Source organism: Oceanobacillus sp. FSL W7-1309 (genome assembly GCF_038002145.1).
GTDB classification, from domain to species: domain Bacteria; phylum Bacillota; class Bacilli; order Bacillales; family Amphibacillaceae; genus Oceanobacillus; species Oceanobacillus profundus.
The window spans coordinates 2,244,367-2,271,184 of the sequence record NZ_JBBOBX010000001.1; the positions used below are offsets into that span (position 1 = coordinate 2,244,367).

A 26,818-nucleotide genomic window follows, 5' to 3' on the forward strand; every position below is an offset into this window, starting at 1 on the left:
TAGCTTAAAAACACTTATCTTGATTGTGGATGAAAACTGTTGATAAGAGATAGGTGTCTATGTGGATAATGTGTATAACTTTGTTAATAACCTTGTATTCAGCTTTTTTTCTTTTGTTTTTATGTGGATAACTAAAATCTATCTATTATGATTACTGGGATGAAGTATTGAAATGAGCAGGGAAGAAATTTGGTGAGGCTATTATGAATAAAAAGCAATCGTACTATATGCAAACGGATTTGATTTTTTTATTTACTTTGTTCGTTTGTGTAAGTTTACTTTCGATATATAATGCCCAACAGTTAGAGCAATATGAAGGTGAAAATTTTGTTTTGAAGCAGATTGTTTGGTTTACGATTGGTGCATGTATCGTTGCCGCAATTCAATTTCTTGATTTAGAACAGTTGCAAAAGGCGAGTATCTATATATATGGAATAAGCATATTCGTACTAATTGTATTGTTGATAAGCCCTGATTCAATTGCTCGTACAATAAACGGGGCAAAGAGCTGGTTTACATTACCAGGATTATCGCTTCAACCGGCAGAATTTACGAAAGTAACGACCATCCTCTTTTTGTCTGCTGTAATTAGTAAGCATAAAACAAAATACGAAGTGAGCAGCATAAAAAGTGATACCTTCTTGTTAGCGAAAATCTTACTGTTTACAGGGATTCCGGTAGGTCTAATTATGTTACAGCCAGACTTTGGAACCGCGATGGTATACTTATTTATATCAGGTATGTTAATTATACTGTCAGGTATCAATTGGAGAATTATACTGAGTTTAATTGTCATTATTTCTTCTGCAGGTGCAGCTATTATTGGGTTTATTATTAAATTTCCAGTGCTTGCTCAAGAGTTAATCGGGATTAAACAATATCAAGTGAACCGTATTCTAACTTGGTTTGATCCAACTCAGCAGTCGAGTGATGCGACCTTTCATTTTGATCGTGCATATATGGCTTTAGGATCTGGCCAATTATTTGGAAAAGGCATGGGAAGCCTTGAGGTGAATTATCCAGAAGCCCATACCGATTTTATCTTTTCGGTAATCGGGGAAAGCTTCGGTTTTATTGGAAGCGCAATTGTTATATTTTTGTACTTTATGCTACTATATAAACTAGTTACACTAGGATTGAGTATTTATAAGCATTCTCCTTTTGGTACGTTTTTCTGTTATGGCTTTTTAAGCTTGTTGCTAGTTCACGTTTTCCAAAATATCGGAATGACACTTGGGATTATGCCGATAACTGGTATTCCGCTCTTGCTTGTTAGTTATGGAGGGAGCTCGGTTATGTCGACGATGCTTGGTTTAGGTGTCATCTATCGCGTTGCGGTGGAATACAGTATACAAAATGATTATTTATTTAAATAACTTGTACAATCGGTCAGATTAAAAAATAAAAAAATGCAGTATCGCTACGGCGATACTGCATTTTTTATTGTGTGTCCTGATCTTCTATTATTTTTTCTATATCTTCTTCATGAATTGTTGCAATTACTTTTTTAATACGATTATCAGCAACCTCTGTAACTTCAAAGATGATATTTTTATATGGAATAATCGGTCTTTCTTCTATCGATGGAATAAAGCCAATCTCTCCAATTAAAAAACCGTTTAGTGTATCGAATTCCTCGGTAGGCAGATCTAGTTGAAGGAATTTCTCTAATAAATATAAATGGGTGATTCCATCGATAATGAACTTATTTGGTTCAATTTGTTTAATTTCCTGCTCAGGTGCGGTTGCATCACTTTCACTAAGAATCTCTCCAACAAGTTCTTCAATAATATCTTCTATTGTAATTAGTCCTTCTGTTCCGCCGTATTCATCCAATACGATAGCAATATGGGAGTTACTTTTTTGCATCTCTGCAAATAGCGTGTCTACCCGTTGCGTTTCTAGGACGAAATGTGGTTTTCGAATAATCTCGCTTAAATGAAAGGTCTTATCCACTTCCATATAATGAAGCAAATCTTTAACATGGAGGATACCAACAATTCGGTCAATATCTTCTTCATAAACCGGAAATCGAGTGTATCTTTTTTCATTTACGAGTTCAATGGTTTCTTTCAAGCTTGCATCTATTGGAAGTGCAGACATATCTGTTCGGTGCGTAATAATGTCTGAAACCTGGCGATCATTAAACTCAAAGACATTATGGATCATAACTTTCTCTGCCTTTTGAATTGTCCCGGTATCGCCGCCAATATCAACCATCATTCGAATTTCTTCTTCTGTTGCTTCATCACTCGTTGCATTTGGATCAACTCCAAAAATACGTATGACAGTATTCGTTGAGAATGTGAGCAATTTTACGACAGGATAGCTAAGCCTTAACAGCCATGTGATTGGTGTCGCTGCGAAATTTGAAATAGCTTCAGCCTTTTGCAGTGCAAGCTGTTTTGGAACTAATTCACCGAATACCAGCGTAAAATAGGAGAGGATAATGGTTATGACAATCACAGATATTGTTTGCAGAACAGGAAGAGCTATTGGAAATCCCAATTCATATAAAGTTTGAGCTAATGGACCAGCAAAGAAGTCCGCAGCGAATGCACTGGCTAAAAACCCTGCAAGTGTAATGCCAATTTGAATCGTACTTAAAAAACGACTAGGCTCTTCAATTAGCTTATAGAGCATACCAGCTTTTTTGTCACCTTCATCCGCTTTCCGTTTTACTTTATTACTATTTAATCCAATTAATGCGATCTCAGTCGCAGCAAAAAATGCATTTAGAAAAATAAGCACAATGAGTGTAACGATAGCAATCGTCAATTTGTGTAACCTCCAACTGATTTTAAATTTAATAAGAAGCCATCATTAAATATTTGATTCCCAACAATGTTTGATTTTACACTCGAAACACTCCATTATTATAAAATGATACAAAATAGGCAGCTGTTTAGCTGCCTACTGTTTATTATAATGGACTATATGAAATCGTTCAACTATTCTCCTCTTGAAGGGCAGTCCATTCTTCTATAAGTTGTTCAATTTCGTATTTCAACTTATTCACTGTTTCTGTAAGCTCCAATGACTTTTCATGATCTTGATAAACTTCCGGTTTTGTCATTTCTTCTTCAATCTGTGCAATATCTAGTTCCTGATGTTCAATCATTTCTTCAAGTTCTGAGATACGACGCTGGACTTTCCTTTTTTCACTTTGCAGCTGCTTGCCTTCCTTATAGCTTAGCTTTTTTGTTTCAGAGTTGGATGTTGTTTCCTTTTCCTGTTTTAGCCTTTCGATTTCTGCCTCTTCTTCTTTCTTCTCCAAATAATAATCATAGTCCCCAAGATAGATTGTAATTCCATCTCGTTCCATTTCAGCAACCTGATCAGCTATTTTATTAATAAAATAGCGGTCATGTGATACGAAAAGGATGGTTCCAGGAAAATCAATCAAAGCCGCTTCCAGCACTTCTTTACTATCAATGTCCAAATGGTTTGTAGGCTCATCCATAATAAGGAAATTTGCTTGCTGCATTTTAAGCTTAGCAAGGGCTAGTCTTGCTTTTTCTCCACCACTTAATGTATGGACCTGCTTTAATACATCATCTCCAGAAAAAAGAAAGTTTCCTAAAACCGTGCGGATATCTTTTTCATTTATGGTGGGGTAATCATCCCATAATTCTTGAAGAATCGTCTTAGTAGAATTAAGATCAGCCTGTTCTTGATCATAGTAGCCAATTTGTACATTTGTACCAAGCTGGATGTTTCCTTTTTCTGTCTGCAGTCTACCTAAGATGGCCTTAAGTAATGTAGTTTTCCCTACACCATTCGGACCAACAAGTGCGATACGGTCACCGCGATTTATATCCAGTCGTATGTTGGAAAAAATAGGGTCCACTTCTTTTTCATAACATAAGCTAAGCTCTTCAACTTTTAATACATCATTTCCACTTCTGCGATTAATTTGAAAGGAGAAGGAAGCGGATGACTCATCACCTAGTGGCCGATCAAGACGCTCCATTTTTTCAAGCTGCTTCCGCCTGCTTTGTGCTCGTTTTGTAGTCGAAGCACGTACAATATTCCGCTGGATAAAGTCTTCCATTTTTTTAATTTCAGTTTGCTGCTTTTCAAATTCCTTTAATTCCTGTTCATAATTTAGTGCTTTTTGCTCCAAATACTTGCTGTACGAACCATGGTATTTTCGCGTTTTATGCCGTGAAATTTCATATACAATGGAAACTGTTTTATCAAGAAAGTACCGATCGTGTGAAACGATGACAATGGCGCCTGGATAACTAACGAGATAGTTTTCCAACCATGACAATGTATCAATATCAAGATGGTTGGTCGGTTCATCAAGAATAAGCAACTGTGGTTTTTGAAGCAGCAATTTACCCAGGGCAAGTCGTGTTTTTTGTCCACCACTAAGTTCTGCGATTGGAGTATCATAATCAAAGGACTCAAAATTTAACCCACTAAGTACAGCTCTAATATCAGATTCATACGTATAGCCCCCATCAGTCTGATATGCTAGTTGAAGTTTGTCATATTCTTTAAGGACTTTGTCATATTCTTCTCCAGATAATTCGCTGGCTTTCTCCATCTCTTTCTCTAATGCTCGAAGTTGCTTTTCCAATGATTTTAAATGGGAAAATACCTCTAGCATTTCATCCCAAATGGTTTTCCCTGATTCTAACGTCATATGCTGGGATAAATAACCGAATGTAAGATCCTTCGGTTGAAAAAATTCCCCTTCATCATACGATAATTCTTGTGCCATAATTTTAAGTAATGTTGACTTACCTGCACCGTTTCTGCCGACAATAGCTATACGGTCTTTATCTTTAATTTCAATTTTAATATTTGATAAAATCTCTTCAGCACCGAAGGATTTGGAAATTCCGTTTAGTTGCATTAATATCATCTTTTTCACCCCATCATGTACAGTGTATCTTATAGTTATTTAACGAGGCAACTGAATTGTGAAAAATATCACGACTTATTTGACGTTTTCTGTTAAAATAGAAGGAAAGAACTTATCATATACAACTATTGGATTGAAAAGAGGAAGATTGATGGAACAGAATAAAATTCCACAAGCTACTGCCAAGCGGCTGCCTTTATATTATCGTTTTCTTAACAATTTAAATCAGCAAGGGAAGAAGCGAGTTTCCTCAAAGGAGCTGAGTGATGCAGTAAAAGTGGATTCTGCAACAATTCGAAGAGACTTTTCTTATTTTGGCGCATTGGGAAAAAAGGGATACGGCTATAATGTAGAGTATTTATTAGGATTTTTCCGAAGTACGTTGGATCAGCATGAGGTTACAGAGGTTGCATTAATCGGAGTTGGGAACTTAGGTACAGCCTTCCTTCATTATAACTTTATGAAGAACAATAATATCCGGATTACTACGGCATTTGATGCAGATACAGAAAAGGTTGGCACGGATATTGGCGGGGTACCCGTTTATGATATTCGTGATTTAGAGGAAAAGTTAGAAGACATTAAAGTCGCTATCCTAACTGTTCCAGCTGTTGAAGCACAAGTGATCGCCGATAAGCTTGTAGAAAAAGGGATTTCAGGGATTCTTAACTTTACTCCTGCAAGGATTAGTGTACCGAAGCATATTCGGGTCCACCATATTGATCTTGCTGTTGAATTGCAGGCCCTTGTCTATTTCCTAAAGCATTATTCGTTAGATAATCCAGAGTAGATATTACTCATTGTAAATTTTTGTTTATTTACAAGGCTATTGATATTAGGTCAAAAGCCTTGTTTTTTTATGGTTGGATTTGGATGTCCTTATATTGGTAAATACCATAATTTATTTGCATCAATTCCATAAAATCTCCGTTTTAAACAACCACTGGAAACAAGCTGATAAATATTAACTAGATAAATGGAACTAATATTTTTCTGAAAATTATTGGTTCTTAAGACATCTATCCATTTACTGATTATTACGTTAATCTGTATTGGGAATATATTGAGAAAGAGGAGGAATTTATTCGTGAACGTGAAAAAGGTTTTAGGTATTATGTTTGTTTTATTTATTAGTTTGTTCATTGTTGCATGTTCAAATGAAAGTGACAATGAGAGTGAAGGGACTAACGATGCTGAAGCAACTGAAGAAACAAATGATGCGGAAGCAAACGAGAAAAACGGGTCTGAAGAAGCAGAAGAAAATGTAGTTCCAGAAGATGAGGCATTATTTGCAGTACTTGAAGCAAACTTAGAAGCATTAACAGAAAATGACTTGGATGCTTACATGGAAACCATACATAGTGAATCTCCTTTATATGACTCAACACGTACGACAATCGATCAATTATCTGTGTATACATTAGATATGGAATTATTTGATTTAGTTGTAGAAGAAAAATCAGAAGAAGAAGCAACAATCTCTTATAAACAGACGACAATGAAAGTCGATGGTCCTGATTTTATGAATAATGAAACACACGGGGTTCATGTCTTGCGACCAGATGATGGTGCATGGAAAATTTATAGTTCCGAAGAACCAAGCGAAATAATTCCTCTTGATGAGAATGGGGAAGTTATCGAAGAGACTGCTGCTGATGCAGCGGCAGAAGGTGTTTACATTGACACAATTACGAGCTTAGAAATTCCGTTTGATGAAGGAAAGTGGGAGCTTGAGAACTATGAGGAAGGAGACGGTGAAGCAACCGCTGAATTTCTTTTAGTTGATGAGGATCAAACGAATTTCACAGAGCTGTTTACGATTCATTATTATCCAGATGGTGATGAATTGTTAGGTGCTGAAGGCTTTATCGAAATGATGGAAATGAATTTAACAGAAATGACTACAGGTGAGCTTGAATTTAATTCTGCGGAAGAAGGATTTTTTGATTTTTCATTAACAGAAGATGATATTCAGCTCGATCAGGAAGAAGTAGCAAGGGTATTTGCGAAAGACAATGATTTGTATGTTGTTCGCTACACAACGTTTGAAAAATCAATCGAAGATAAAGATGAATGGATAGATAAGTTGAAGTCTATCCAATAAAAATAAAAGAAGGCTGTTTCAGTATTAATCTAGAAACAGCCTTCTTTTTTATTAAGAAGATCTATATAGTATCTATTTAATGCTTCTTCTTTTTCAATCGAAAATACTTATTAAGCAATCGAACTGCAACTCCAAAGGCAAGCGTTGCTACAGCAGCAAAAATGAGCGTGGTGGGATTCCAGATTGTTTGCCCTTTGCTTTGGACGGCAACGTAAATAAAAATCATTGCCATTATGAAGTAAATGAACGCTTTAACTAACAAAGAATGAATCATTCATTAACCTCCAATAAGGATCATTTGCAATTGCTCAACCTGACGTTGCATTTGCTCAAGTTGTCGCTGCATTTCTTCTGGATCCATCGATAATTGCCCGACAACAACTAATGTGTTCATTGCTGCATGAACGATAATCGGAACGAGAATTCGTTTTGTCTTTACATAAAGAAACGCAAATACAAACCCCATCGAAGCATAAATTAGGATATGTTCCATCCCTTCATGAATAAAACCGAAGATAAGGGCGGAGACCAAACCTGCGAAGAAGAAATTCATGCGCTTATAGAGACTGCCGAAGATAATTTTTCGGAAAATGATTTCTTCCAATATTGGGGCAATCACTGCAGGAATAATAATAAATAATGGGGCTGCACGAGCTATATCCATGATACCTTGAGTGTTTTCTGATCCAGGTGAAATCCCTAGTATATTCATTTCAATTGCTACTGCAATTCCTTGTGCAAAGAAAGCCATGAATACACCGAGGATTGACCAGAGTATCATTGAGCTCATCGGTGCTGCATTGCGTGTATCTCTCATCTGCATATCGGGCTTCATAATCCACAAAATAATAAGAAGTCCGAGAATAAAGCTAAAAATGGACCAGTAAATCACACCTTGTACTGGGATATAATGATGCTTTGCAAGCAGAGCAACGGGAAATGCAGAAAGCTGCATCAGTATATAAGTTAAAATGACATACCAATATCTACGTGCCAAATAAAACGACTCCTTTTGCTTTGTATAGTTTAGTATATGTATTACATATTCCATCTATTGATCATCAATCATCATAAAAGATATTTTATCATATTATACAGGCTGTTAATATTATGAGCCCCTTTACATAAAATTTTACTAGAAATTAAATAAAATTATAGACACATTACTTGCATTTTTTTATGGGATTAATTATTATGAATATAGAAATTAGCACTCAATCATTGAGAGTGCTAATAAATCTAATACGTTAAAGAATTGAGGAGGCATTCTACATGATTAAACCACTAGGAGATCGTGTTGTTATCGAACTTGTTGAGCAAGAAGAAACAACTGCAAGCGGTATCGTACTACCAGACTCTGCAAAGGAAAAACCACAGGAAGGTCGCGTAGTAGCAGTAGGATCTGGCCGTGTAACTGAAAATGGGGAAAAAGTGGCACTTGAAGTTGCAGAAGGGGACCGCATTATATTCTCTAAATTTGCTGGTACTGAAGTGAAATATGAAGGTACAGAATACTTAATTCTTCGTGAAAATGACATTTTAGCTGTAGTAAGCTAATCGTAACACAAAACCAACACATACATGAACGACGACAAATAAATTTTTCGAATGATTATTTTAAAGGAGGAATTTTAAGTGGCTAAAGATATTAAGTTCAATGAAGAAGCACGTGGAGCAATGCTGCGCGGTGTAGATGTATTAGCAAACGCTGTAAAAGTAACGTTGGGACCAAAAGGACGTAACGTTGTTTTAGATAAAAAATTCGGCTCACCTCTAATTACAAATGATGGGGTAACCATTGCGAAAGAAATCGAATTGGAAGATGCTTTTGAAAACATGGGAGCACAGCTTGTATCTGAAGTTGCATCGAAAACAAATGATGTAGCTGGTGACGGTACAACTACTGCAACAGTTCTTGCACAAGCAATGATTCACGAAGGTTTGAAAAACGTTACAGCTGGTGCAAACCCTGTAGGTATCCGCCGCGGTATTGAGAAAGCTGTAGCAACTGCTGTTGAAGAATTAAAAGCAATTTCTCAACCGGTTGAAAGCAAAGACTCTATCGCACAAATCGCAGCTATCTCAGCATCTGATGATGAAGTTGGTAACTTAATTGCTGAAGCGATGGAACGCGTTGGCAATGATGGCGTTATTACAATTGAAGAATCAAAAGGCTTCAACACAGAATTAGAGGTTGTTGAAGGGATGCAATTTGATCGTGGATATTCTTCACCATACATGGTTACTGACCAAGATAAAATGGAAGCAGTATTAGAAGATCCATACATTCTTATTACAGATAAGAAAATTGGTAATATCCAAGAAGTATTACCAGTATTAGAGCAAGTTGTTCAACAAGGAAAGCCATTATTATTAATCGCTGAAGATGTTGAAGGGGAAGCTCTTGCAACATTAGTTGTAAACAAACTTCGCGGAACGTTCAACGCTGTAGCTGTTAAAGCTCCAGGATTCGGTGACCGTCGTAAAGCAATGCTAGAAGATATCGCTATCCTAACTGGTGGAGAAGTGATTACTGAAGATCTTGGATTGGATCTTAAGTCTGCTACTATCGAACAATTAGGACGTGCTTCGAAAGTTGTTGTAACAAAAGAAAACACTACAGTTGTTGAGGGTGCTGGCAACCCAGAAGCAATCTCTGGCCGTGTTGCACAAATCCGTGCACAAGCAGAAGAAACAACTTCTGAATTTGATAAAGAAAAATTACAAGAGCGTCTTGCTAAATTATCTGGTGGTGTGGCAGTAGTTAAAGTTGGTGCTGCAACAGAAACAGAATTAAAAGAGCGCAAACTGCGTATCGAGGATGCATTGAACTCTACACGTGCTGCAGTTGAAGAAGGCTTCGTATCCGGTGGTGGTACTGCCCTAATCAACGTTTACAACAAAGTAAGTGAACTAAACCTAGAAGGCGATGAAGCAACTGGTGTGAAAATCGTACTTCGCGCAATCGAAGAGCCAGTTCGTCAAATTGCACAAAACGCTGGTTTAGAAGGTTCTATCATCGTAGAACGCTTGAAAAACGAAAAAGTTGGCGTAGGATATAACGCAGCAACAAACGAATGGGTAAACATGGTTGAAGCTGGAATCGTTGACCCAACAAAAGTAACACGTTCTGCACTGCAAAACGCAGCATCTGTAGCAGCAATGCTATTAACTACAGAAGCTGTTGTAGCTGATAAGCCTGAAGAAGGCGGTGCACCTGCAATGCCTGATATGGCCGGCATGGGTGGAATGGGCGGTATGATGTAACAAACCACCCTTAAATGTTGATTTATAAACGTTTGGGATGCTGTTGCGAACCCCGTCAAACTAAAAAGTAACATAAAGGTAACATTTATTATAAATTTAAGTTTAAAAGGGCGTTTTCGTATAAAGTTCTCACTTATGCGGAAGCGTCCTTTTTCATTTTTTCCATTTTTATGTGAAGATCGTTCTTCTTTTTAATCCATTCAATATTGATGTTTCGCTACCCATATTATATTTTTGGTCAATGATTTATATCCTAGGTTGCCTTATAAATACTCTGTAACAAGCTTTATCTTAAATTCCTCACCATATTTAGCCAAAAAAATCCCCCCGAAAATTAGAGGTGAAAATCTAATTTTCGGGGGGAGGCACCATTTCTTACTGCACCGTTTTATATTACACGCTCTTAGTCTTCTCATTTTTTCTGATCGGTCTTTGTTTCATTTGCTTCATTCTTTGCATCACCAAAGGTGTCCTGAACCTCACCTTTCACTTTATCCTTTTTGCCGCTTGCCTGGACTTTCTTATTATCTGTTAGGTTACCAACTTGATCTTTCATTTCACCTTTAGCTTTATTTGCTTTACCTTTTATTTTGTCAGCATTTCCGTTACTCATTTTGTTTTCACCTCTCTTTTATCATTTATTTCCTGTTATAAACCCACATTAAACATTCTTGTTCTGTTTAGTACTATTTTTTCTGTTTCCGTGGCTTGTTTTTCCTTACATTATTGACCCATGCTCGATCCTCATCCATCATTTTCTTAGCGGCATATATGGTCAGAAACTGGACGAAAATAATCGGTATCCCCATTATTCCTGAAACTACCTCCAGCGGAGCAAGACCGCCTATGCGCATTAATAATAAGGAGAATACGGTAATGATTGCCGCGACAATCAGACGCAAATTCTTAGAAGGTTCTGATTTACTCATGTTCCTTGTTCCTGCATAGGAAGCAATCGTATATGTTGTTGAATCCAGTGTCGTAATCATAAAAAGCATGGCGATGACGACAAAGGCTGCAATTGCAAAGATAGCGAAAGGCAATGAACTTATAATTGCTGGTATGGCAGCCATCGCGTCTTCCTGGATAATATCTAATACAGGTAATTCTCCACTTAGATACCTTTCGACACCAAGACCTCCAAGGACGGCTGTTGCACCCCAGGATATGAGCATTGGAGCCAATAGATAAGTCAAAATCATTTCCCTGATCGTTCTGCCTTTTGATATTGTTGCAGCGAAAACACTATGCAGCATGGCCCATGTTGCATTATAGGCAAACCAGAACACAGTATTGCTTTGTATATGTGTACTTTCTCCCGGGTATACGGCGTTTGTATTTAAAGACATATCAATATAATGTGTAAATAGAAACCCGATGGAGTCCGTAAAATAATTAAGAATGAATACACCAGGTCCAGCTACCATGATAAACACAGCAAATATTCCAGCAAGATACATATTAAGGGTGCTTAATTTCTTAATACCCCTTTCGATCCCTAAATAGGCACTAATGGAGAAAAACAATACCCACACGATGGTCACGATCAATGTTAAACCAAATGTGATTTCGATATTAAATATTTCTGCTAAACTATAGGTAACAATCGGTGTACCCAGTCCTAAAGTAACAGCAGCACCTGAAAGGATACTAACTAGAAAAATAACATCCAATATTTTTCCACCAATCCCATCTGTAAACGTATCGCCAAAAATACTGCGGCATGCTTCGGAAATCCGCATATGGGGTTTCTTGCGGACATGCACAAGATATCCCAGGGCAGGTGCAGCCATAACAAAAATAGCAAAGGTTTGGAAACTCCACAGGAACATACTATAGGCGTTACCCCACATCAACGCTTCCGCTGATTGTGCTTCCACACCAAAAGGGGGATCAACTGCGACATTTCCCCATTCAGTCATACCGGTTCGCATAATAGTGGACCCAAGCCCCATGGCAATTAGAATGGAGGAATATTCAAACAGATTGAATCTCGGCTTTTCCATCGGATCTCCTAACACGACATTCCCGTATTTGGAAAATGAAAAATAAAGACCTGCGGCAACCATTAAAATGGCATACCATAAATAGCCCCAATTTAAAATATCGACAATCTGATTAAATATGCTATTTAATAGTTTCAATGATTCATTTTCATATAACGCAAATGGAACACAAATTGCAATCATAATTAATATGGATGGTGCAAAAATGCGATGATCAATTAATCTTCTCTTCTCTTTGGATCTGTTTTCTTTATCCATGAAGTTACCTCCTATACTTCTACAAACGATTCAACTATTAAATTTTGTTTTTCTAGGTACGCTCTCCACTTCAATTTTACTGAATGGGAGCCTGTTTAAAAGTCTATTCAAGCTTTAATTTCTGCTCCATAATCCGAGGTGAAATGAACTTAATTTCAGAATGCGCTGAATAATGTCTACCACACCTACTACTATTAACAATGTGACCAACGAGTGAATAATCCAGGCTAAGAGCAGATAGGCAATATAAACGAGGACATCAAAAATTAACCATGAAAGCAACGAAAGATATGTTCCCCACTTCTGGAAAACTTAAACGATTGATGGATAGTTTTTTTATTAATTCTATAGTGAATATAGGAACCGCCTGTTATCAAACGTAGAAAATGGTTAACCTTGTATTTAAGGAAACACATTGCTATACTATTTCTCAGGGTGGGAAAAATAATGTTTCTGCCTATAAAAAGGAATGACTATTAATGGAAAAAAACTCTGTACAAGCTGAAATAGCAAGTTATATAGGGAAGCTTTTAAGGGATAACTTTGGGAAAGGACCATCTTCCGTTTATGTTTCCTTAAAAAAACCATTTATCACCATACACCTGAGAGATTTTCTAGCTCCGATGGAACGGGTGTTATTGTCTCAGGGAGAAAAAATGAAAGTGGAAGAAACAAGAGATCTCCTCATGCAGGAGCTTATCCCTGGGATCAAGGTTACCTTAAAGGTTATTGCAAGTTTAGAAGTAAAGGAATTGTACTATGATTGGTCTCTTCATAATCGTTCGGGCATTTTAGTCGGGGTTTTGGAGAATGAAGAGGATGAAGACAATGCGTTAGAGAATTACACTGAAAAAGAAGCAGTCCATAAAGATATAATGCGTATAAGTAGACAGGCAGAGAAATTACCGGAATTCGTAGATTCTTGTTTTCTTAATGAAAGAACGCTTTTAGTGATAAGAACAGGTATCTTGGTCAGAATTGAAAAAGAATTAATTAAAACCGGGTTTGAAGAACATCTTAAGCTTACGAAAAGGCAATTAGAAAAAGGACTATTACACGCCGGCGATTTTGAAAATATTCTTCAAAAAAGCGTGGTTGATATCTTTGTTGATTGGGATTTCAAGCTGGATAAAAGCTATATTATATTTATTTTACAGCCAAATAACAATTAAGGTAGAAGTGAGCCGGACAATAGAGCTGGACATAAGCCGAAAGGGATCGTTATAAGATCCTTTTCGGCTTTTTTATATTAATAAGAAGCTTTTTCTATGAAGCAGATTTCTTAAATTGCAGCAAAAAATACAATCTTGGAGTTATGCATTGTTTATTATCATGCAACTTATATCGCCTTTTCTATTGTCGGGAAACCGTAATTTTCACAAGAACCACCGACAAACAGAACGGGTAACTATTTCCGCAATAAAAAGGATGTAAGTTAATTAGTTAAGGAGAAGAGGTTTGTCATGTTTGGTTTATTTGATTTATTACGATTGTTAATGTCGGTACTAATTATCCTGCCACTCTCGTCCGTGCTTCGTGAATCAGGGTATTATTTGGCAGCCACTATTTTAGGTGCGAAGGAAAAAAAGCTTATTATTGGGAGTGGGCCAGTTCTCTTTCGACTGCCCACAATCGAGGTTCGAAAATATTTCTTTATGTACAGCTGGATGGAGTATGAATAATTAAATCCCAGTAATCGTTTCTGGCATGGGGTGATTTATGCGGCCCCTATTATTAACCCTTTAATTGCTGGTTTGCTTATTAATTCACTCTTAGCGGAGGGTGTACTCTCGAGCGGAGTGTTTTGGGATACGTTTTTATTTTACATCTTTTATTATATCCTCTTTGATCTTCTTCCGGTCTATTTACCTGATGGACAGCCTACAAATGGCCGAGCAATTTTTGATTTGATTTGGCATGGTGAACGGTCTGACTACATGAAAAAAGCAGAAGAAAACACAGATATAGAGGAAAAGACTCATGAAAATCATGAGGAGGGCCAAGGTTACACGCAGGCCCAAGAAGAGACGATGGAAAACCGGGACAGAGACCAACGTGAGCGTGGCGACCATACAAATCCGGATGATTCGGACGAGACTGAAGGAAATCGGAACAGCGAACAAGGTAGGACGAAGCCGCAAGAAAAGACGGCAGAAAATCAAAAAAGAGATTAACAAAATCGTGGTGATCTCAGTGAACCTGCTAAGTTATGAAAGGAGATAGTAAATGGAAATCTACAATCAAGGGTGTAAAAAATATACAAGCTCAAACATGATGAAGTCGAATGACTCTAATATGTGGAAAAAAGTGCAGGGTTCCAATCAAATCATATACCCATATAGAGTTCACAATAAACTGAAAGTACAATCCTATATGGAAAAGGAGGTGAATTTATCCCATGCAGTATAAGCTAATATCAGAAGGGACAAAGCCTCCCAAAGTACTTTGTCATTCCGGCACAAATACCGTGAAACTATTTGATACGCTTGAAGATGCTAATAAGATGAAAAATAAGTTAAATGACATTAGTTTCGATGAGGTATATTGGGAGGTTATTCCTGCCTCTCATGAATAAAAGCTAGAAAGGATACGCTAGCTTTTATATCCATAAGCACATTACTTACTATTGCAATATTTGGTACAACCATATTTTTTTCGCTTGTTACATGTAAATATGCTTGCCTCAACTTACGAAAAACAGCTACCTAAAGGTTTTAACAGTTATTTTTACACATCATATACACAATTCATGTCAAACATCATATTCTACGAAAAAGGATGTTTGACATGAATAAATTTAATAAATATTGCTTTGCACTTTTCCTCTCCAGCTCATTCTTATTACCACTCAGCTTTTTAACTACTGTAAGTGCAGCAGGATATTATGATTCCTATGAAGATTTAATGGAGCATGAAGTACTGAATGAAGATTACGAAATTAACTATAAACAACGTGGCAGTGATATTACCGTCATCGCTATCCACGGCGGAGGAATTGAACCAGGGACCTCGGAGGTAGCAAAAGGTCTGGCAAATCAGATGAACATTTCGTATTACCTTTTTGCAGGTATAAAGTCAACGAACAACGAGATTTTACATCTAACCTCTAAGCGTTTTGACGAACCGACTGGACGAAGGATGGTGCAAAATTCTGTAAGCGCTTTATCTATTCATGGGTATCAAGGAGAGGAACCTATTATATACCTAGGTGGAAGAAACGAAGAATATAAGGAATTGGTACGCGATTATCTTCAGAATCGAGGATTTCAAGTTGAAGATGCTCCTGACCATATATCAGGAATGAGTGAAGAAAATATTGTCAATGATAATCAGCTTCGAGCGGGTGTACAGTTAGAACTAACAGCAGAATTGCGTAAATCTTTCTTTAAAAACCACGATTGGTCACGAGAAAATCGGCATAATACAACGAATATATACGATAAGTTGATTGATGGCCTAAAGGAAGCAAGTGATATTTACAAAGAACAGCTTTAAATCTGATCAGTAGTAACCCGGTTTAAGCTGGCTGCGGATAAGAGGGGAAAATAATGTGAACACCTATGAATTACTTAGTTAATTAGGGGTATTCATTATCTAAAAATATTTTAAAAAGGGCGTCATAAACCCTGTTTTTCTGTCAAAATATGTTAGATGCTTTTCAACGTATCCTTTAAAAGGTTAAACGATTGAAGGAAGAAAGCAAAATGTAGTAGTAAATACAAAGAAAAACTGCTATAATAGCAATCTTAGTAACCACTCGAGGGGTTACTAATTCAAGTTTAGCAGCAAAAAACAGACATTAAAGCCTAACTAGATTGCAAGTTAAACCAAAACGGACTTACTCAAAAAGGCAGTTTGTGTCTAGTGAGGTTTTTTAAAAAAAATGTGCGAAAATTTACATTGGTTGAGTCAAAGCATATGTGCATTTTTGTACTAGCGCAATTCTCACTGTGAATCCGTTTTCGCCTTTGCAATCACGGAACCATGGTTTAGACTGTTTCTTCGGCGAAGCTTGATTTAATAAATAGATCTATTAATAATATTATCTAAAAGGAGAATACATCATGAGCAACTATAACACAGTACTAGCAAGAAATACGGAAAATGCTCCAAACGGTAACGGTCTATATTCACAAACTGTAGCTTTCTCTCATTACAATAATCTATCAGCTCAATTACCGATCGAACCCCAAACTGGGAAATTGGTAGCTGGTGGAATAAAAGAGCAGGCTGAACAGTGCTTTAAAAATATCAAGTCAATTGTTGAAAGCATCGATCATGTTATGAGCGATGTTGTTAGAATCACTGTATTCGTTAAGGACATCAAAGATGTTGACGCTGTAGACGAAGTTTATAAAACATTCTTCCCAACCTATGTACCTTCACGGACAACGGTTGCAGTTGCAGCTTTGCCTATGGATGCCTTGGTTCAAATTGAAGCACTTGTTTCACACGGTGAAGGTACAATTCCAAACGCACCACAAGCAGGTGACCTCATCAAACTTACAAATAACACGGCAAATGCACCAACAAGTTCTCTATCTGCACAAACTGTAGCTTTCTCTCATTACAATAATCTTTCAGCTCAATTACCTATCGATCCAAAAACTGGAAGATTGGTAACTGGCGGAGTAAAAGAGCAGACAGGACAGGCCTTAAAAAATATCAAGGCAATTTTAGAAAGTATCGACGTTCCTTTTGACGATATTGTTAAAATTAATATCTTCCTTAAAGACCTATCGGATATTGATGCAGTAAATGAAGTTTATACAACATTTTTCCCAGACTCAGCTATCGCTAGGACTGTAGGCTATTTCCCTGCACGCACAACAGTTGCAGTTGCAGCTTTACCGATGGATGCTTTGGTACAAATTGAAGCAGTGGTATCACACGGAGATGGTACACCTCCACAGGCTATTGAAGACAGACATGGAATCGTTATCTGGGCAAACGACACTGAAAATGCACCAAAGAGTTCTCTATCTACACAAACTGTAGCGTTTTCTCATTACAATCACCTTTCAGCTCAATTACCTATCGATCCAAAAACTGGTGAATTGGTAGCTGGTGGTGTAAAAGAGCAGGCTGAACAATGCTTGACAAATATCAAGGCAATTGTAGAAAGTATCGACCACGTTATGGATGATGTAGTTAAAGTAAATATCTTCGTTAAAAATATTGCAGATATGGATGCTGTGGACGAAGCTTACAAAACATTCTTCCAAGAAGGTGTTCCTGCGCGAAGAACAGTTGGAGTATCAGCTTTACCTAAAGATGCTTTAGTCCAAATCGATGTCATTGTATCAAATGCTGAAGGAACACCTCGAAAAGCATAACAGGCATTTGTTTGTAAATACAGGAACTATTATAGTTACTTGTTAATACCAACGGTGAATGCGAAACCGCATAATCTATTCATAAAAAGGAGCTGTCTCAAATGTAAATTGAGACAGCTCCTTTTTTTAACAGCGTAGATGAAAAAGCATCGAGATTATTAGCCGATTTGTAGCTTTGGAATAAAGTCGATCAAAAACACCAAGCAAACCCATATTTTACGTTAAGTGAAAAACGTTTTGATAATAGATTGATTGAAACGGGTTAATTCCTTGTGAAATCCTTTGCGATTTTTATAATAAAGTTTGTCATTTTCTACTTTTAATCTGCAACAAACGCGCTCCTTTTGCGGAAGATAATTTCACGATTTAATTTGTTAAATTAAAGCTTTGCTCAATTAAGTTATAAACTTCTTCTTCTGAATCTATACGTTCTAAAACAAGTGATATCCAATTTTCCTTATCCATATGATATCCAGGTAAAATACTCTTTCCATTCCTTAAACTGTCACTTATTTCAGGGGGGCATTTTAAATTCAGAATATCTATTTCGTCATCTCCATCTAAACCTAATTTTTCGGGTAGAACATTCATTACAAGACCATACCATTTTTCGTTAGATTCATGTCTTAAAGCGGCATAGTTTGGGAATTTTTGAAATGGGTAATCAGGGGATGTACCGAAGTTTTCTTTGACGTGCTTAAAAATATCTTCTCTTGTTAACATACTGAATAATTCCTCCAATAATATTTAAATAGATTTTCGGCATTTGCCGATCCAGATGGAACAATGGAGAATTTTTTGAAGTCATCTTCATAATCGATGTGAAGGTGGACACGTTTTAGTAACTGTCAATATTAAGGCTTTTATTTTGAAATTTGTTGTTATTTCCATTGGATAAAATTTACTTCTTTTTTCTTTACCACAATTTCTTTTATATTAAACAATCTGGCCCGTTTCGGAATACTGACTTTTATAAAAACCCATTAGTGCGAGTATAATCGGTTGCAAGAAGTGGAGTTAGTCCCATAATACCATGCTGTATTCCAATACAAAATAGTAATGTTGTTCCACCCACCTGACTCTGGCATATAAGTCCAGAAGTTATCTTCATATACAGAGGTGGTTGTAAAATTCATAATAATGGCAGCGATTAGAAACAGAAAAAATATCGGTAATGACCATTTCTGAAGTTTATCTAATTGCTTAATTCCAAACCGATTAAGTGGAATGACGATCAATCCAAAGAAAACAATTAGCACCCATTGTAGAATACTAGGTAAAAAATGATGTACAGATGCTACGAGAATCATTCCTTCTAGTGCACAATACATAATAAAATTAGTGGCATAAGCCTTATCATGTTATTTCATTAGCCATCAAAAAAGCTAATATTTTATTTAACACAATCCACCGGATATACTGCAATAAATGCCGATATTAGAATGTACATTTTTTATTTTATTAAAAATGGGGTTTATGACCTTGACATACTCTTAAAACACCCTGGGGTAACAAAAAGGTAACATTTTCTTAGATTAGAGGTTTTCCATGAGTTCTTTGAACTTTTGAGAGGCCTCCTTTTTTTCATCTCTTTGGTCACAAATAAATATACATTTCTTTGTTGTATCTCCATCCTTTTGTCCTAATTATCTAACAAGAAAGGTTAAAGTTTAAAATGACGGGTAAATACTAGTATCTTGAATCCAACAACTGAATTAAACACCAAGGAGTGGAATAAGTTGAACATCTTATTGACATCAACAGCAAGAAGAATAGACTTTGTGAAATTTTTCCAGTTCGCTTTAAAAAATGCTAGTATCGACGGGAAAGTAATTACTGCTGACCCTGAATACAATGCTCCATCGCTCCAAGCAGGGGACGAAAACTATGAAATTCCACAACAAATAGATACAAATTATATGGAAGCAATAATTGAGATTTGTAAGAAACAACATGTGAATTGTCTTGTCCCATTAAATGATTGGGAAGTGCCCGCAATATCAGCACATAAAAAAGAACTGGATAAATTAGGTGTATCCGTATTTGCACCGGATTCCAATATTGTCGAAAAGGTACGAGACAAAGGAAAATACCGTGAACTGCTGGATCTGTTAGATGTTAAAACTCCGCTTTCTTACTTCAATGTTGAGTCTGCGAAGAAGGCGTTGGAAAGAAGAGAGGTATCTTTTCCGTTAATCGTGAAACCACGTAACGGTTCCGCCTCAATAGGTATTGAAATTATCGATAATGTAGAGGATATGGAATTTGCCTATCAGCATGCTGTTCGACAGATTAAAGAAAGTCCATTGGATGGTGCTACATCCAAAGCACCTGAGGATAATATTATTATTCAGGAAGTGATTGAGGGTGGGAAATTTAGTGTGGATATGTTTAACGATTTAAATGGCCGCTTTCTAACTTCATTCGCTCGGAAGCAATTAGATATGAGAGGCGGAGATATCGATCGGTGCATTACGGTAAATGTTCCGGAATTAACAGACATCGCAAAGCAATTAGGTAAAAGCTTTGGCCATGCAGGTTATATGAACACGGATATCTATTTCAATGGTACCGATTATTATGTTATTGATATCAATCCCCGCTTTGGTGGCGGGTATGCATTTACCCATTTAGCGGGAGCAGATATTCCAGCTGCAATCATTGCACTAACCGCTGGTAAAGAGGTGCAAGAGGATTGGCTGTGTCAAAAACCTGATATCGAATTAGCGCGCCATGACACTGTTGTTTCGATAAATAAACAAAAGGTGATGCAAGCACTTGATGCATAACATTGAAAAGTTGATCAAATTTCAAAAAATGCAGGAGGGATTAGATGGGGGATCCAACCCACTTATTAGAAGAACTGATAAAAATAGACAGTTCTACAAAATCAGGGGCGAACGAAGCGATTGCTTATTGTGAACAATGGTTAATAGACCAAGGTCTCCCTGTAGAAAAATTAGAGAATAATGGGTTTCATATGCTTGTTTGTGAAATAGGTCAGGGTGATCATACGATTGTATTAAACGGACATATCGATGTCATTGAAGCAGAGGAAAGACAGTTTCAGCCCTCCATCAGAGATGGAAAAATGTATGGTCGCGGCGCAGTCGATATGAAAGCGGGAGTGGCTGCTTCTATGGTGACAGCAGCACAATTGAAAGACAGGGAATTAACATCCAGGGTCATGCTTCAAATCGTTCCAGACGAGGAGACTGGCGGCATCAACGGAACCAAATATTTAACAGAAAAAGGCTATTTGGGAGATTTCATTATTTGTGGTGAACCAACCAATATGGGAATCGCTATCCAATCCAAAGGTGTGCTTCAGCTCGATTTTACCGTCCGGGGGAAATCAGCCCATGGAAGTCGTCCGTGGGAAGGTACGAACGCAATAACCAAAGCAATTAGTCTCTACGAAGAAATTTTAGAGCTTCCTTTTGCTCAAGAAAGCTCTCCTATGTTTACTCAGCCTTCTATCAATCTCGCGAAAATACAAGGAGGAACCGTCTATAATAAAGTACCCGATTTATGTCAACTGTCGCTCGATATCAGATATCTGCCAGACCAATCTCCCAAGGATATCGTTTATCAGATTCAGACAATAATAGAAGGTCCCATAACAATCCATAATAGCAATAATCCGGTCAAAACAAGAGCAGACAATCCTTATGTAGAAGCATTGGGAGAATCCATTAAACGAATCACTGAGCTTGAAAAAGTATCCATATTCGGTCAGCATGGTTCCAACGATGGGCAGTTTTTTACCAAGTACGGAGGTTCAGCCATAGAATTTGGCCCGGTGGGAAGGGACTGGCACGGAGAGAACGAAATGGTTTATATCGATTCGGTGAGAGAATATCAAAATGTGCTGGTAGATTTTATTTTGTCTTTGGATGATACTCAGCTAAAAATTAACTGATGATATTCTTGAAGGGGAATGAAAAAGGAACCGGTTCTATAACAATGATTACATGAACTATTTGCGGTTCTATTAAAATTATTTACATTCTATTTCGTTTGCCCCCCTTGTTTCCACATCAATACGAATACTGTCTTTGATAGAATACCTATAGATAGGACACTTGGAAAAGAGTGTTTCATCTATAGGTGCCTTTGGTAGGTAGTCATTGAATAACCTTTCAAAATTAAGGATGGAGGAGATACGTATGCAGCGTTCTGTTTTGCTAGTTTTCTTTAATTTTTTGTTGTTTTTTGTATTGGTTCCTGGCTTTGCTGCAGCTGAAGAAAGGAATGACCCGGCTGCAGAACTTGCATTGGATATGGTTGGCAGTAATGATCAAGGTTTTTTAACGTCTGAATTTGTACAGCATGTATATCAGGAATCAAAGTCAATTTCCTTGCCGAGTTATGCTAAGGATCAGCAACAGATAGGTGAGGAAATAGAGCGAAATGAGCTGCAACCAGGTGATGTTGTTTTTTTTCAGGGAAGCAGCTTGATGTCGGGGATCTATATTGACGATGGCCGTTTCGTCATCGTGACGAGTGATGGAATTTCTGAACGCAATATGGAAACAAGTGAATATTGGTCGAATGCCTACGCAGGAGCTGCCCAATTTACAGAAGAGAATATTGATGATTCAGCAGCTGCAATGGCCCTGGAGGAATTAGGAGAAAATCAAGAAGGGTGGACAACTGCAGAATTTGTGCAATATGTCTACGAGGAGGCTAAAGGAATTTCCTTATCCCCATCAGCCGCCGATCAATGGATCCAGGGAGAGGATGCCAGTGAGCTTCAGTCAGGAGATGTTGTCTTTTTCCAGGGAACTCATTTGATGTCAGGGATTTATATAAATAACGGGCGCTTTATTATTGTTACGAGCGAAGGAATCACCGAGCGGAATATGGAGACCAGTGACTATTGGTCAGGTATTTATCAGGGTGCTAAACGTTACAGCAAAGAAAATTCACCACCTCCTTCAGAGAATGAAATTGTCGCACAAGCTCAAGACTTAATTGGGTCTCCGTATAACCAATCGGGAAGCAGCCCGGAAGAAGGATTTAACACAGGCTCTTTCGTTTACTATGTATATAAAGAGGTGACAGGCAGCTGGCTCTCCAAACAGGCATCCCCACAGCTGGAAGTTGGTAAGAGCATCGAAAGAGATGAATTGCAGCCTGGGGATCTTGTCTTTTTTGAAAATGACGAACAGGAATTGATTTCAGGTATTTATTCTGGAGATGACCAATTTGTGATTGCTACTTCCTCTGGGGTACAAGAAAGGCATTTAGATTATCATACCTACTATGCAGAACGCTTTGTAGGAGGAGCCCGTTATACAGAGGAAATATTGGAAAAATCAAATCCGGAAACATATAGGAACCATAATAGCCCTATTGTAAGGGAGGCAATGAATTATATTGGAACGCCTTATTTAATGACTGGCAGTACGTTGGACGCTTTTGATTGTTCATTTTTCGTTCAAACCGTCTTTCGTGAGGCGGAGGATGTATATTTGCCCCGAATTAGTTACCGACAGTGGGAAGTTGGTGAGACGCTGCTTCCAGAGGGAACAGATATAAATGCAATTGATCTGGATGAAGAACTTCAGCCAGGAGATGTCCTGTACTTCTCAGGAACCTGGCAGGAAGGTATTTCCCACACTGCGATTTATTTAGGGGATGATTATATTGTTCATGCAACAGGAGAAGAAGGGCAGACGACGATTTCGTATATGAGTGAATATTGGCGGGATCATTTTACTGGTGCGAAGCGTTTTGATGATCTTACTATTCAATATGATAATGATGCAGTTTTTGAAGCTCATCAACTAGTGGGAACCGAGTATACGCTTGGGGGAACGACACCTGATGAGGGATTTGATACAGGCGGTTTTGTCCAATACGTTTACAATCAAGCATGGCAGTATGACCTGCCGCGATATGGAAAACAGCAATGGAAAGAGGGAACAGAAATCCCAATGGAAGAGGCTGAGCCAGGAGATATTTTATTTTTCCAAGGTTCAAGTATCATTCCAGCCATTTATATTGGAAATAAACAAATGATTGTAACGACAGCTTCAAAAGGTGTTACAGTCATTAACTTAACAACAAGTGATTATTGGCCTTCTCGTTATATGGGCGCAAGAACGTATGACACCGAAGTTGAGGAAAGTGAAGTAGCACAGCTGGCTGAGCAATATGTCGGCGAATCGTTTGATGAGACCTCAACGATGTTTATGAAGCAGATCTATGCAGAAGCAGCTGGCATTGATCTCCCATCCAATCTGGAAGAATTGCGCGAATATGGGGATAAACGTCATATTGAGGAGCTTCAGTCTGGAGATCTCATGTTTTTCTCTGACACAGAACATGGAACAGATCCAGTCATGACCGGTATTTTCGTAGGAGAGGGTACATTTATTACAGTGATTGATGGTGAAATCGTGTCCCGAAAAATCAATAATGAAGTGTATTGGATAAACCGATTGATTGAAGGACGAACCATTTCAACTGCTGAGACTGGAAATGATCGATGAAAGAACGGCAAGGTGCTTAATCTGATCTATTAAATCTATCTATTTAACGCAGCTATGTATTCAGAGGGTGTACCGATAAAATATAAAAATGTATATCAATTTCTACCTTGATTATCGACACTTCCAGTATATCCATCTAAATAATGTATACTAAATCCCCACCTGAAAACAGGTGGGGATTACTTATCTGATACAAAGGTTTTAAAAATAGTACAGAAATAACCCAAATTCACCAAATTTTTACAAGATTGTTATTTGATTGATATACGACTGATATAGTTTTTGATTATTACGTATTATATGATGTAGACAATGGAGTTATGCTTTTCATCGCTTATAAAAATGATAGAAATAAGGCATTCTCATAAGCGTAGATCAGTCGATAACTTCTATATGGGATTTACTAGTTAAAGGAGGTGACTGCTCTTGAGAAGCTTGGGGCCTGAACCCCGCTGCTAGAAATCTACATTAGTACTAGGATAGCAAAAAAGTGCTGTGTGGGTTGAACAACTGCCATTAAAATGATTTTCTTGATTAAGAATGGCAGAAAAATGAAGCGTTCTATTGAACTTAACTGGACATGCTCTGCTTCGATAGGCAGATGACAAAAAGGTAGAAGAACAAAAGAGATGAAGAAATTGAGTTAGTAAAATGGTAAGTCCCAGGTAACTCCTGCATTCCATAGTGGTGTACCGGGGTTATTCCAATTTAGTGTGAAATGGAGATAAGATTTTGAAAGTCGTATTAGCAAAAAATTAATGATGTATTAATTTGAGGAGGAGTAACCATGAAAAAATCTTACAAGATATTGCCTGTCTCTGCATTATCAGCACTCATTGCGGTAACGGCATTTGTAACACCTACGTTCGCACAAGAAGCAACATCTCAAGAAGTTAATTCTGAAGAGGAAAGCAGTGAAATCGAAATTGATGCTCCGAATAAAGCACCAGAGGAGTTAGAGATTGTAAAGAAAATTGACGAACCAACAGATGAAGACCCAGGAGCAATAACAGTAGCAAATGGTGCAACAGTAAAGGAAATGCTAAGAGCGATTGCAGCGCCTGATGGTTCCGACCAAACCTATAAAGTAACGGATGAAGACGGTAAAGTGAAAAAAGGCAAAAGAGAATTAGCAACAGGTGATCAGCTAAGGGTAACAGCAGAAGATGGAACAACAGCAACTTATGAAATTTATGAAAAAGAAAGCAGTGAAATCGAGATTGATGCACCCAATAAAGCACCGGAAGAATTAGAGATAGTAAAGAAAATTGACGAACCAACGGATGAAGAAGCAGGAGCAATAACAGTAGCAAATGGTGCAACAGTAAAGGAAATGCTAAGAGCGATTGCAGCACCTGATGGTTCCGATCAGACCTATAAAGTAACGGATGAAGACGGTAAAGTGAAAAAAGGCAAAAGAGAATTAGCAACAGGTGATCAGCTTATTGTAACAGCAGAAGATGAAACAACAGCAACTTATGAAATTTATGAAAAAGAAAGCAGTGAAATCGAAATTGATGCACCGAATAAAGCACCAGAAGAATTAGAGATTATAAAGAAAATTGACGAACCAACAGATGAAGAAACAGGAGAAATAACAGTAGCAAATGATGCAACAGTAAAGGAAATGCTAAGAGCAATTGCAGCGCCTGATGGTTCCAATCAGACCTATAAAGTAACAAATGAAGACGGTGAAGTGAAAAAAGGCAAAAGAGAATTAGCAACAGGTGATCAGCTAACGGTAACAGCAGAAGATGGAACCACTGCAACTTATGACATTATAGTTAAGGAATAATACGGTCATTACTTCATGGACTCGTAATCTAGTGAGAGAAGTAGAATAGGCCACCCATGGCGATATCTTTAAGATATCGCCATGGTTATTCTAATTGTTACGTTGAATGTTTAGAATAACTATTTATTAATTCGACTTTTATAAGGAGTGAGGAACTAACACCATAATACTTGTTTCAACTTTTTCATTATCATTTTGTACGTGGTACCTAGTTTACAAAAAATTATGATTGTTAATAAATAGAGATTTGTTCAGAAACACCCATTGGTTATCAAATAGTAAACGAACCTTTGCACTGTCGGACATGGAAACCGATGCGCCGTGTGACTAGCGTATATTACAGCAGATTATTACTTGGGCTGGAATGCTGATCCGCGTGGTTAATAATATCTACATATTTCCATTTGAGGGCTACTAATTATTCAACCCTGATTCCTGTGTAGGACAGAATGCGCAACATCAAGTAGACTAGTTCTGGTTATGTCGCAATATTTTTAAAAAATGAGTTCTCCCTTCTCCAGATCCAATGGAACCACTTCTTACTCTAGCTGGCCAGAATTGGTTTAATTCACTGTATAGCAGTAAGGGCAACATGTCAAAATTGAGCATGACAGTGATGAATAAAGATTGTAGGAGCATTTCTTGACGTTGAATTACAAATAAATCTAATTAAATA

General features: G+C 37.5%; 22 protein-coding genes and 1 pseudogene. 15 read left to right on the forward strand and 8 right to left on the reverse strand.

The genetic code is table 11. The features are described from left to right. The first annotated feature begins 203 nt into the window (after nucleotides 1–203). Nucleotides 204–1,376 carry an FtsW/RodA/SpoVE family cell cycle protein gene (locus NST46_RS10780; RefSeq protein WP_095314480.1) on the forward strand — a complete coding sequence of 391 codons (1,173 nt, stop codon included), beginning with the start codon at nucleotides 204–206 and terminating at the stop codon, nucleotides 1,374–1,376. Between the two features lie 64 nt (nucleotides 1,377–1,440). Here NST46_RS10780 and NST46_RS10785 read toward each other — a convergent pair whose 3' ends face one another. Next, on the reverse strand, nucleotides 1,441–2,778 hold the full coding sequence (locus tag NST46_RS10785; protein WP_095314482.1) for a hemolysin family protein: 1,338 nt from the start codon (nucleotides 2,776–2,778) through the stop codon (nucleotides 1,441–1,443). A gap of 169 nt (nucleotides 2,779–2,947) precedes the next feature. Next, entirely contained in the window at nucleotides 2,948–4,876 is a 1,929-nt protein-coding gene (locus tag NST46_RS10790; protein ID WP_341137165.1) for an ABC-F family ATP-binding cassette domain-containing protein, read from the reverse strand. A gap of 151 nt (nucleotides 4,877–5,027) precedes the next feature. On the opposite strand from NST46_RS10790, the gene NST46_RS10795 reads away from it, so the two are divergent. Then, nucleotides 5,028–5,666: a redox-sensing transcriptional repressor Rex gene (locus tag NST46_RS10795; RefSeq protein WP_095314486.1), complete on the forward strand. Its 639-nt coding sequence runs from the start codon at nucleotides 5,028–5,030 to the stop codon at nucleotides 5,664–5,666. Nucleotides 5,667–5,963: 297 nt separating this feature from the next. After that, the gene (locus tag NST46_RS10800; protein WP_118889966.1) at nucleotides 5,964–6,980 is read left to right on the forward strand and encodes a hypothetical protein; all 1,017 of its coding nucleotides are present in this window, start codon (nucleotides 5,964–5,966) and stop codon (nucleotides 6,978–6,980) included. A gap of 76 nt (nucleotides 6,981–7,056) precedes the next feature. On the opposite strand, the gene NST46_RS10805 is transcribed toward NST46_RS10800, so the two are convergent. Together NST46_RS10805 and NST46_RS10810 are read right to left on the reverse strand one after the other, a co-directional pair. Next, a complete protein-coding gene (locus NST46_RS10805; protein ID WP_095314489.1) occupies nucleotides 7,057–7,254 on the reverse strand; it encodes a YdiK family protein in 198 nt (65 codons plus the stop codon). Between the two features lie 3 nt (nucleotides 7,255–7,257). Then, nucleotides 7,258–7,977, reverse strand: a complete 720-nt coding sequence (locus NST46_RS10810) for a CPBP family intramembrane glutamic endopeptidase (protein ID WP_095314491.1) — start codon at nucleotides 7,975–7,977, stop codon at nucleotides 7,258–7,260. Nucleotides 7,978–8,252: 275 nt separating this feature from the next. Here NST46_RS10810 and groES point away from each other — a divergent pair, with 275 nt between their 5' ends. Together groES and groL are read left to right on the forward strand one after the other, a co-directional pair. Further along, nucleotides 8,253–8,537: a co-chaperone GroES gene (gene groES / locus NST46_RS10815; RefSeq protein WP_095314493.1), complete on the forward strand. Its 285-nt coding sequence runs from the start codon at nucleotides 8,253–8,255 to the stop codon at nucleotides 8,535–8,537. A gap of 78 nt (nucleotides 8,538–8,615) precedes the next feature. Then, complete coding sequence (gene groL, locus NST46_RS10820; RefSeq protein ID WP_341137166.1) at nucleotides 8,616–10,247, forward strand: chaperonin GroEL; 1,632 nt, start codon at nucleotides 8,616–8,618, stop codon at nucleotides 10,245–10,247. A 412-nt stretch (nucleotides 10,248–10,659) separates the two neighbouring features. On the opposite strand, the gene NST46_RS10825 is transcribed toward groL, so the two are convergent. Beyond that, a complete protein-coding gene (locus tag NST46_RS10825; RefSeq protein WP_095314383.1) occupies nucleotides 10,660–10,860 on the reverse strand; it encodes a CsbD family protein in 201 nt (66 codons plus the stop codon). A gap of 73 nt (nucleotides 10,861–10,933) precedes the next feature. Further along, a complete protein-coding gene (locus tag NST46_RS10830; protein WP_341137167.1) occupies nucleotides 10,934–12,511 on the reverse strand; it encodes a BCCT family transporter in 1,578 nt (525 codons plus the stop codon). A gap of 479 nt (nucleotides 12,512–12,990) precedes the next feature. Here NST46_RS10830 and NST46_RS10835 point away from each other — a divergent pair, with 479 nt between their 5' ends. The 6 genes from NST46_RS10835 to NST46_RS10860 all read left to right on the forward strand — a co-directional run bounded on the left by NST46_RS10835 (nucleotide 12,991) and on the right by NST46_RS10860 (nucleotide 17,847). After that, nucleotides 12,991–13,683: a Na-translocating system protein MpsC family protein gene (locus NST46_RS10835; RefSeq protein WP_341137168.1), complete on the forward strand. Its 693-nt coding sequence runs from the start codon at nucleotides 12,991–12,993 to the stop codon at nucleotides 13,681–13,683. A 291-nt stretch (nucleotides 13,684–13,974) separates the two neighbouring features. Further along, the gene (locus NST46_RS10840) at nucleotides 13,975–14,193 is read left to right on the forward strand and encodes a hypothetical protein (RefSeq protein WP_341137169.1); all 219 of its coding nucleotides are present in this window, start codon (nucleotides 13,975–13,977) and stop codon (nucleotides 14,191–14,193) included. 30 nt (nucleotides 14,194–14,223) lie between these two features. Continuing rightward, on the forward strand, nucleotides 14,224–14,685 hold the full coding sequence (locus tag NST46_RS10845) for a hypothetical protein (RefSeq protein WP_341137170.1): 462 nt from the start codon (nucleotides 14,224–14,226) through the stop codon (nucleotides 14,683–14,685). 224 nt (nucleotides 14,686–14,909) lie between these two features. Next, nucleotides 14,910–15,086 (forward strand): hypothetical protein, encoded by a 177-nt coding sequence (locus tag NST46_RS10850; RefSeq protein ID WP_158586284.1) that lies wholly within the window; start codon nucleotides 14,910–14,912, stop codon nucleotides 15,084–15,086. 212 nt (nucleotides 15,087–15,298) lie between these two features. Next, entirely contained in the window at nucleotides 15,299–16,006 is a 708-nt protein-coding gene (locus tag NST46_RS10855; protein WP_341137171.1) for a poly-gamma-glutamate hydrolase family protein, read from the forward strand. A 569-nt stretch (nucleotides 16,007–16,575) separates the two neighbouring features. After that, complete coding sequence (locus NST46_RS10860; RefSeq protein ID WP_303450356.1) at nucleotides 16,576–17,847, forward strand: RidA family protein; 1,272 nt, start codon at nucleotides 16,576–16,578, stop codon at nucleotides 17,845–17,847. 366 nt (nucleotides 17,848–18,213) lie between these two features. Here NST46_RS10860 and NST46_RS10865 read toward each other — a convergent pair whose 3' ends face one another. Both NST46_RS10865 and NST46_RS10870 read right to left on the reverse strand, forming a co-directional pair. Continuing rightward, nucleotides 18,214–18,570 carry an MmcQ/YjbR family DNA-binding protein gene (locus NST46_RS10865; RefSeq protein WP_251659452.1) on the reverse strand — a complete coding sequence of 119 codons (357 nt, stop codon included), beginning with the start codon at nucleotides 18,568–18,570 and terminating at the stop codon, nucleotides 18,214–18,216. Between the two features lie 265 nt (nucleotides 18,571–18,835). Continuing rightward, a pseudogene (locus NST46_RS10870) lies at nucleotides 18,836–19,196 on the reverse strand (purine-cytosine permease family protein); the annotation flags it as partial. 390 nt (nucleotides 19,197–19,586) lie between these two features. Between NST46_RS10870 and NST46_RS10875 the strand changes: the two are divergent. From NST46_RS10875 to NST46_RS10890, 4 genes are all read left to right on the forward strand, one after another. Continuing rightward, the gene (locus NST46_RS10875; protein ID WP_341137172.1) at nucleotides 19,587–20,636 is read left to right on the forward strand and encodes an ATP-grasp domain-containing protein; all 1,050 of its coding nucleotides are present in this window, start codon (nucleotides 19,587–19,589) and stop codon (nucleotides 20,634–20,636) included. A gap of 44 nt (nucleotides 20,637–20,680) precedes the next feature. Continuing rightward, entirely contained in the window at nucleotides 20,681–21,769 is a 1,089-nt protein-coding gene (locus NST46_RS10880; protein WP_341137173.1) for a M20 family metallopeptidase, read from the forward strand. 247 nt (nucleotides 21,770–22,016) lie between these two features. Continuing rightward, the gene (locus tag NST46_RS10885; RefSeq protein ID WP_341137174.1) at nucleotides 22,017–24,347 is read left to right on the forward strand and encodes an NlpC/P60 family protein; all 2,331 of its coding nucleotides are present in this window, start codon (nucleotides 22,017–22,019) and stop codon (nucleotides 24,345–24,347) included. A 787-nt stretch (nucleotides 24,348–25,134) separates the two neighbouring features. Then, entirely contained in the window at nucleotides 25,135–26,142 is a 1,008-nt protein-coding gene (locus tag NST46_RS10890; protein WP_118889963.1) for a hypothetical protein, read from the forward strand. Nucleotides 26,143–26,818 lie beyond the last annotated feature (676 nt).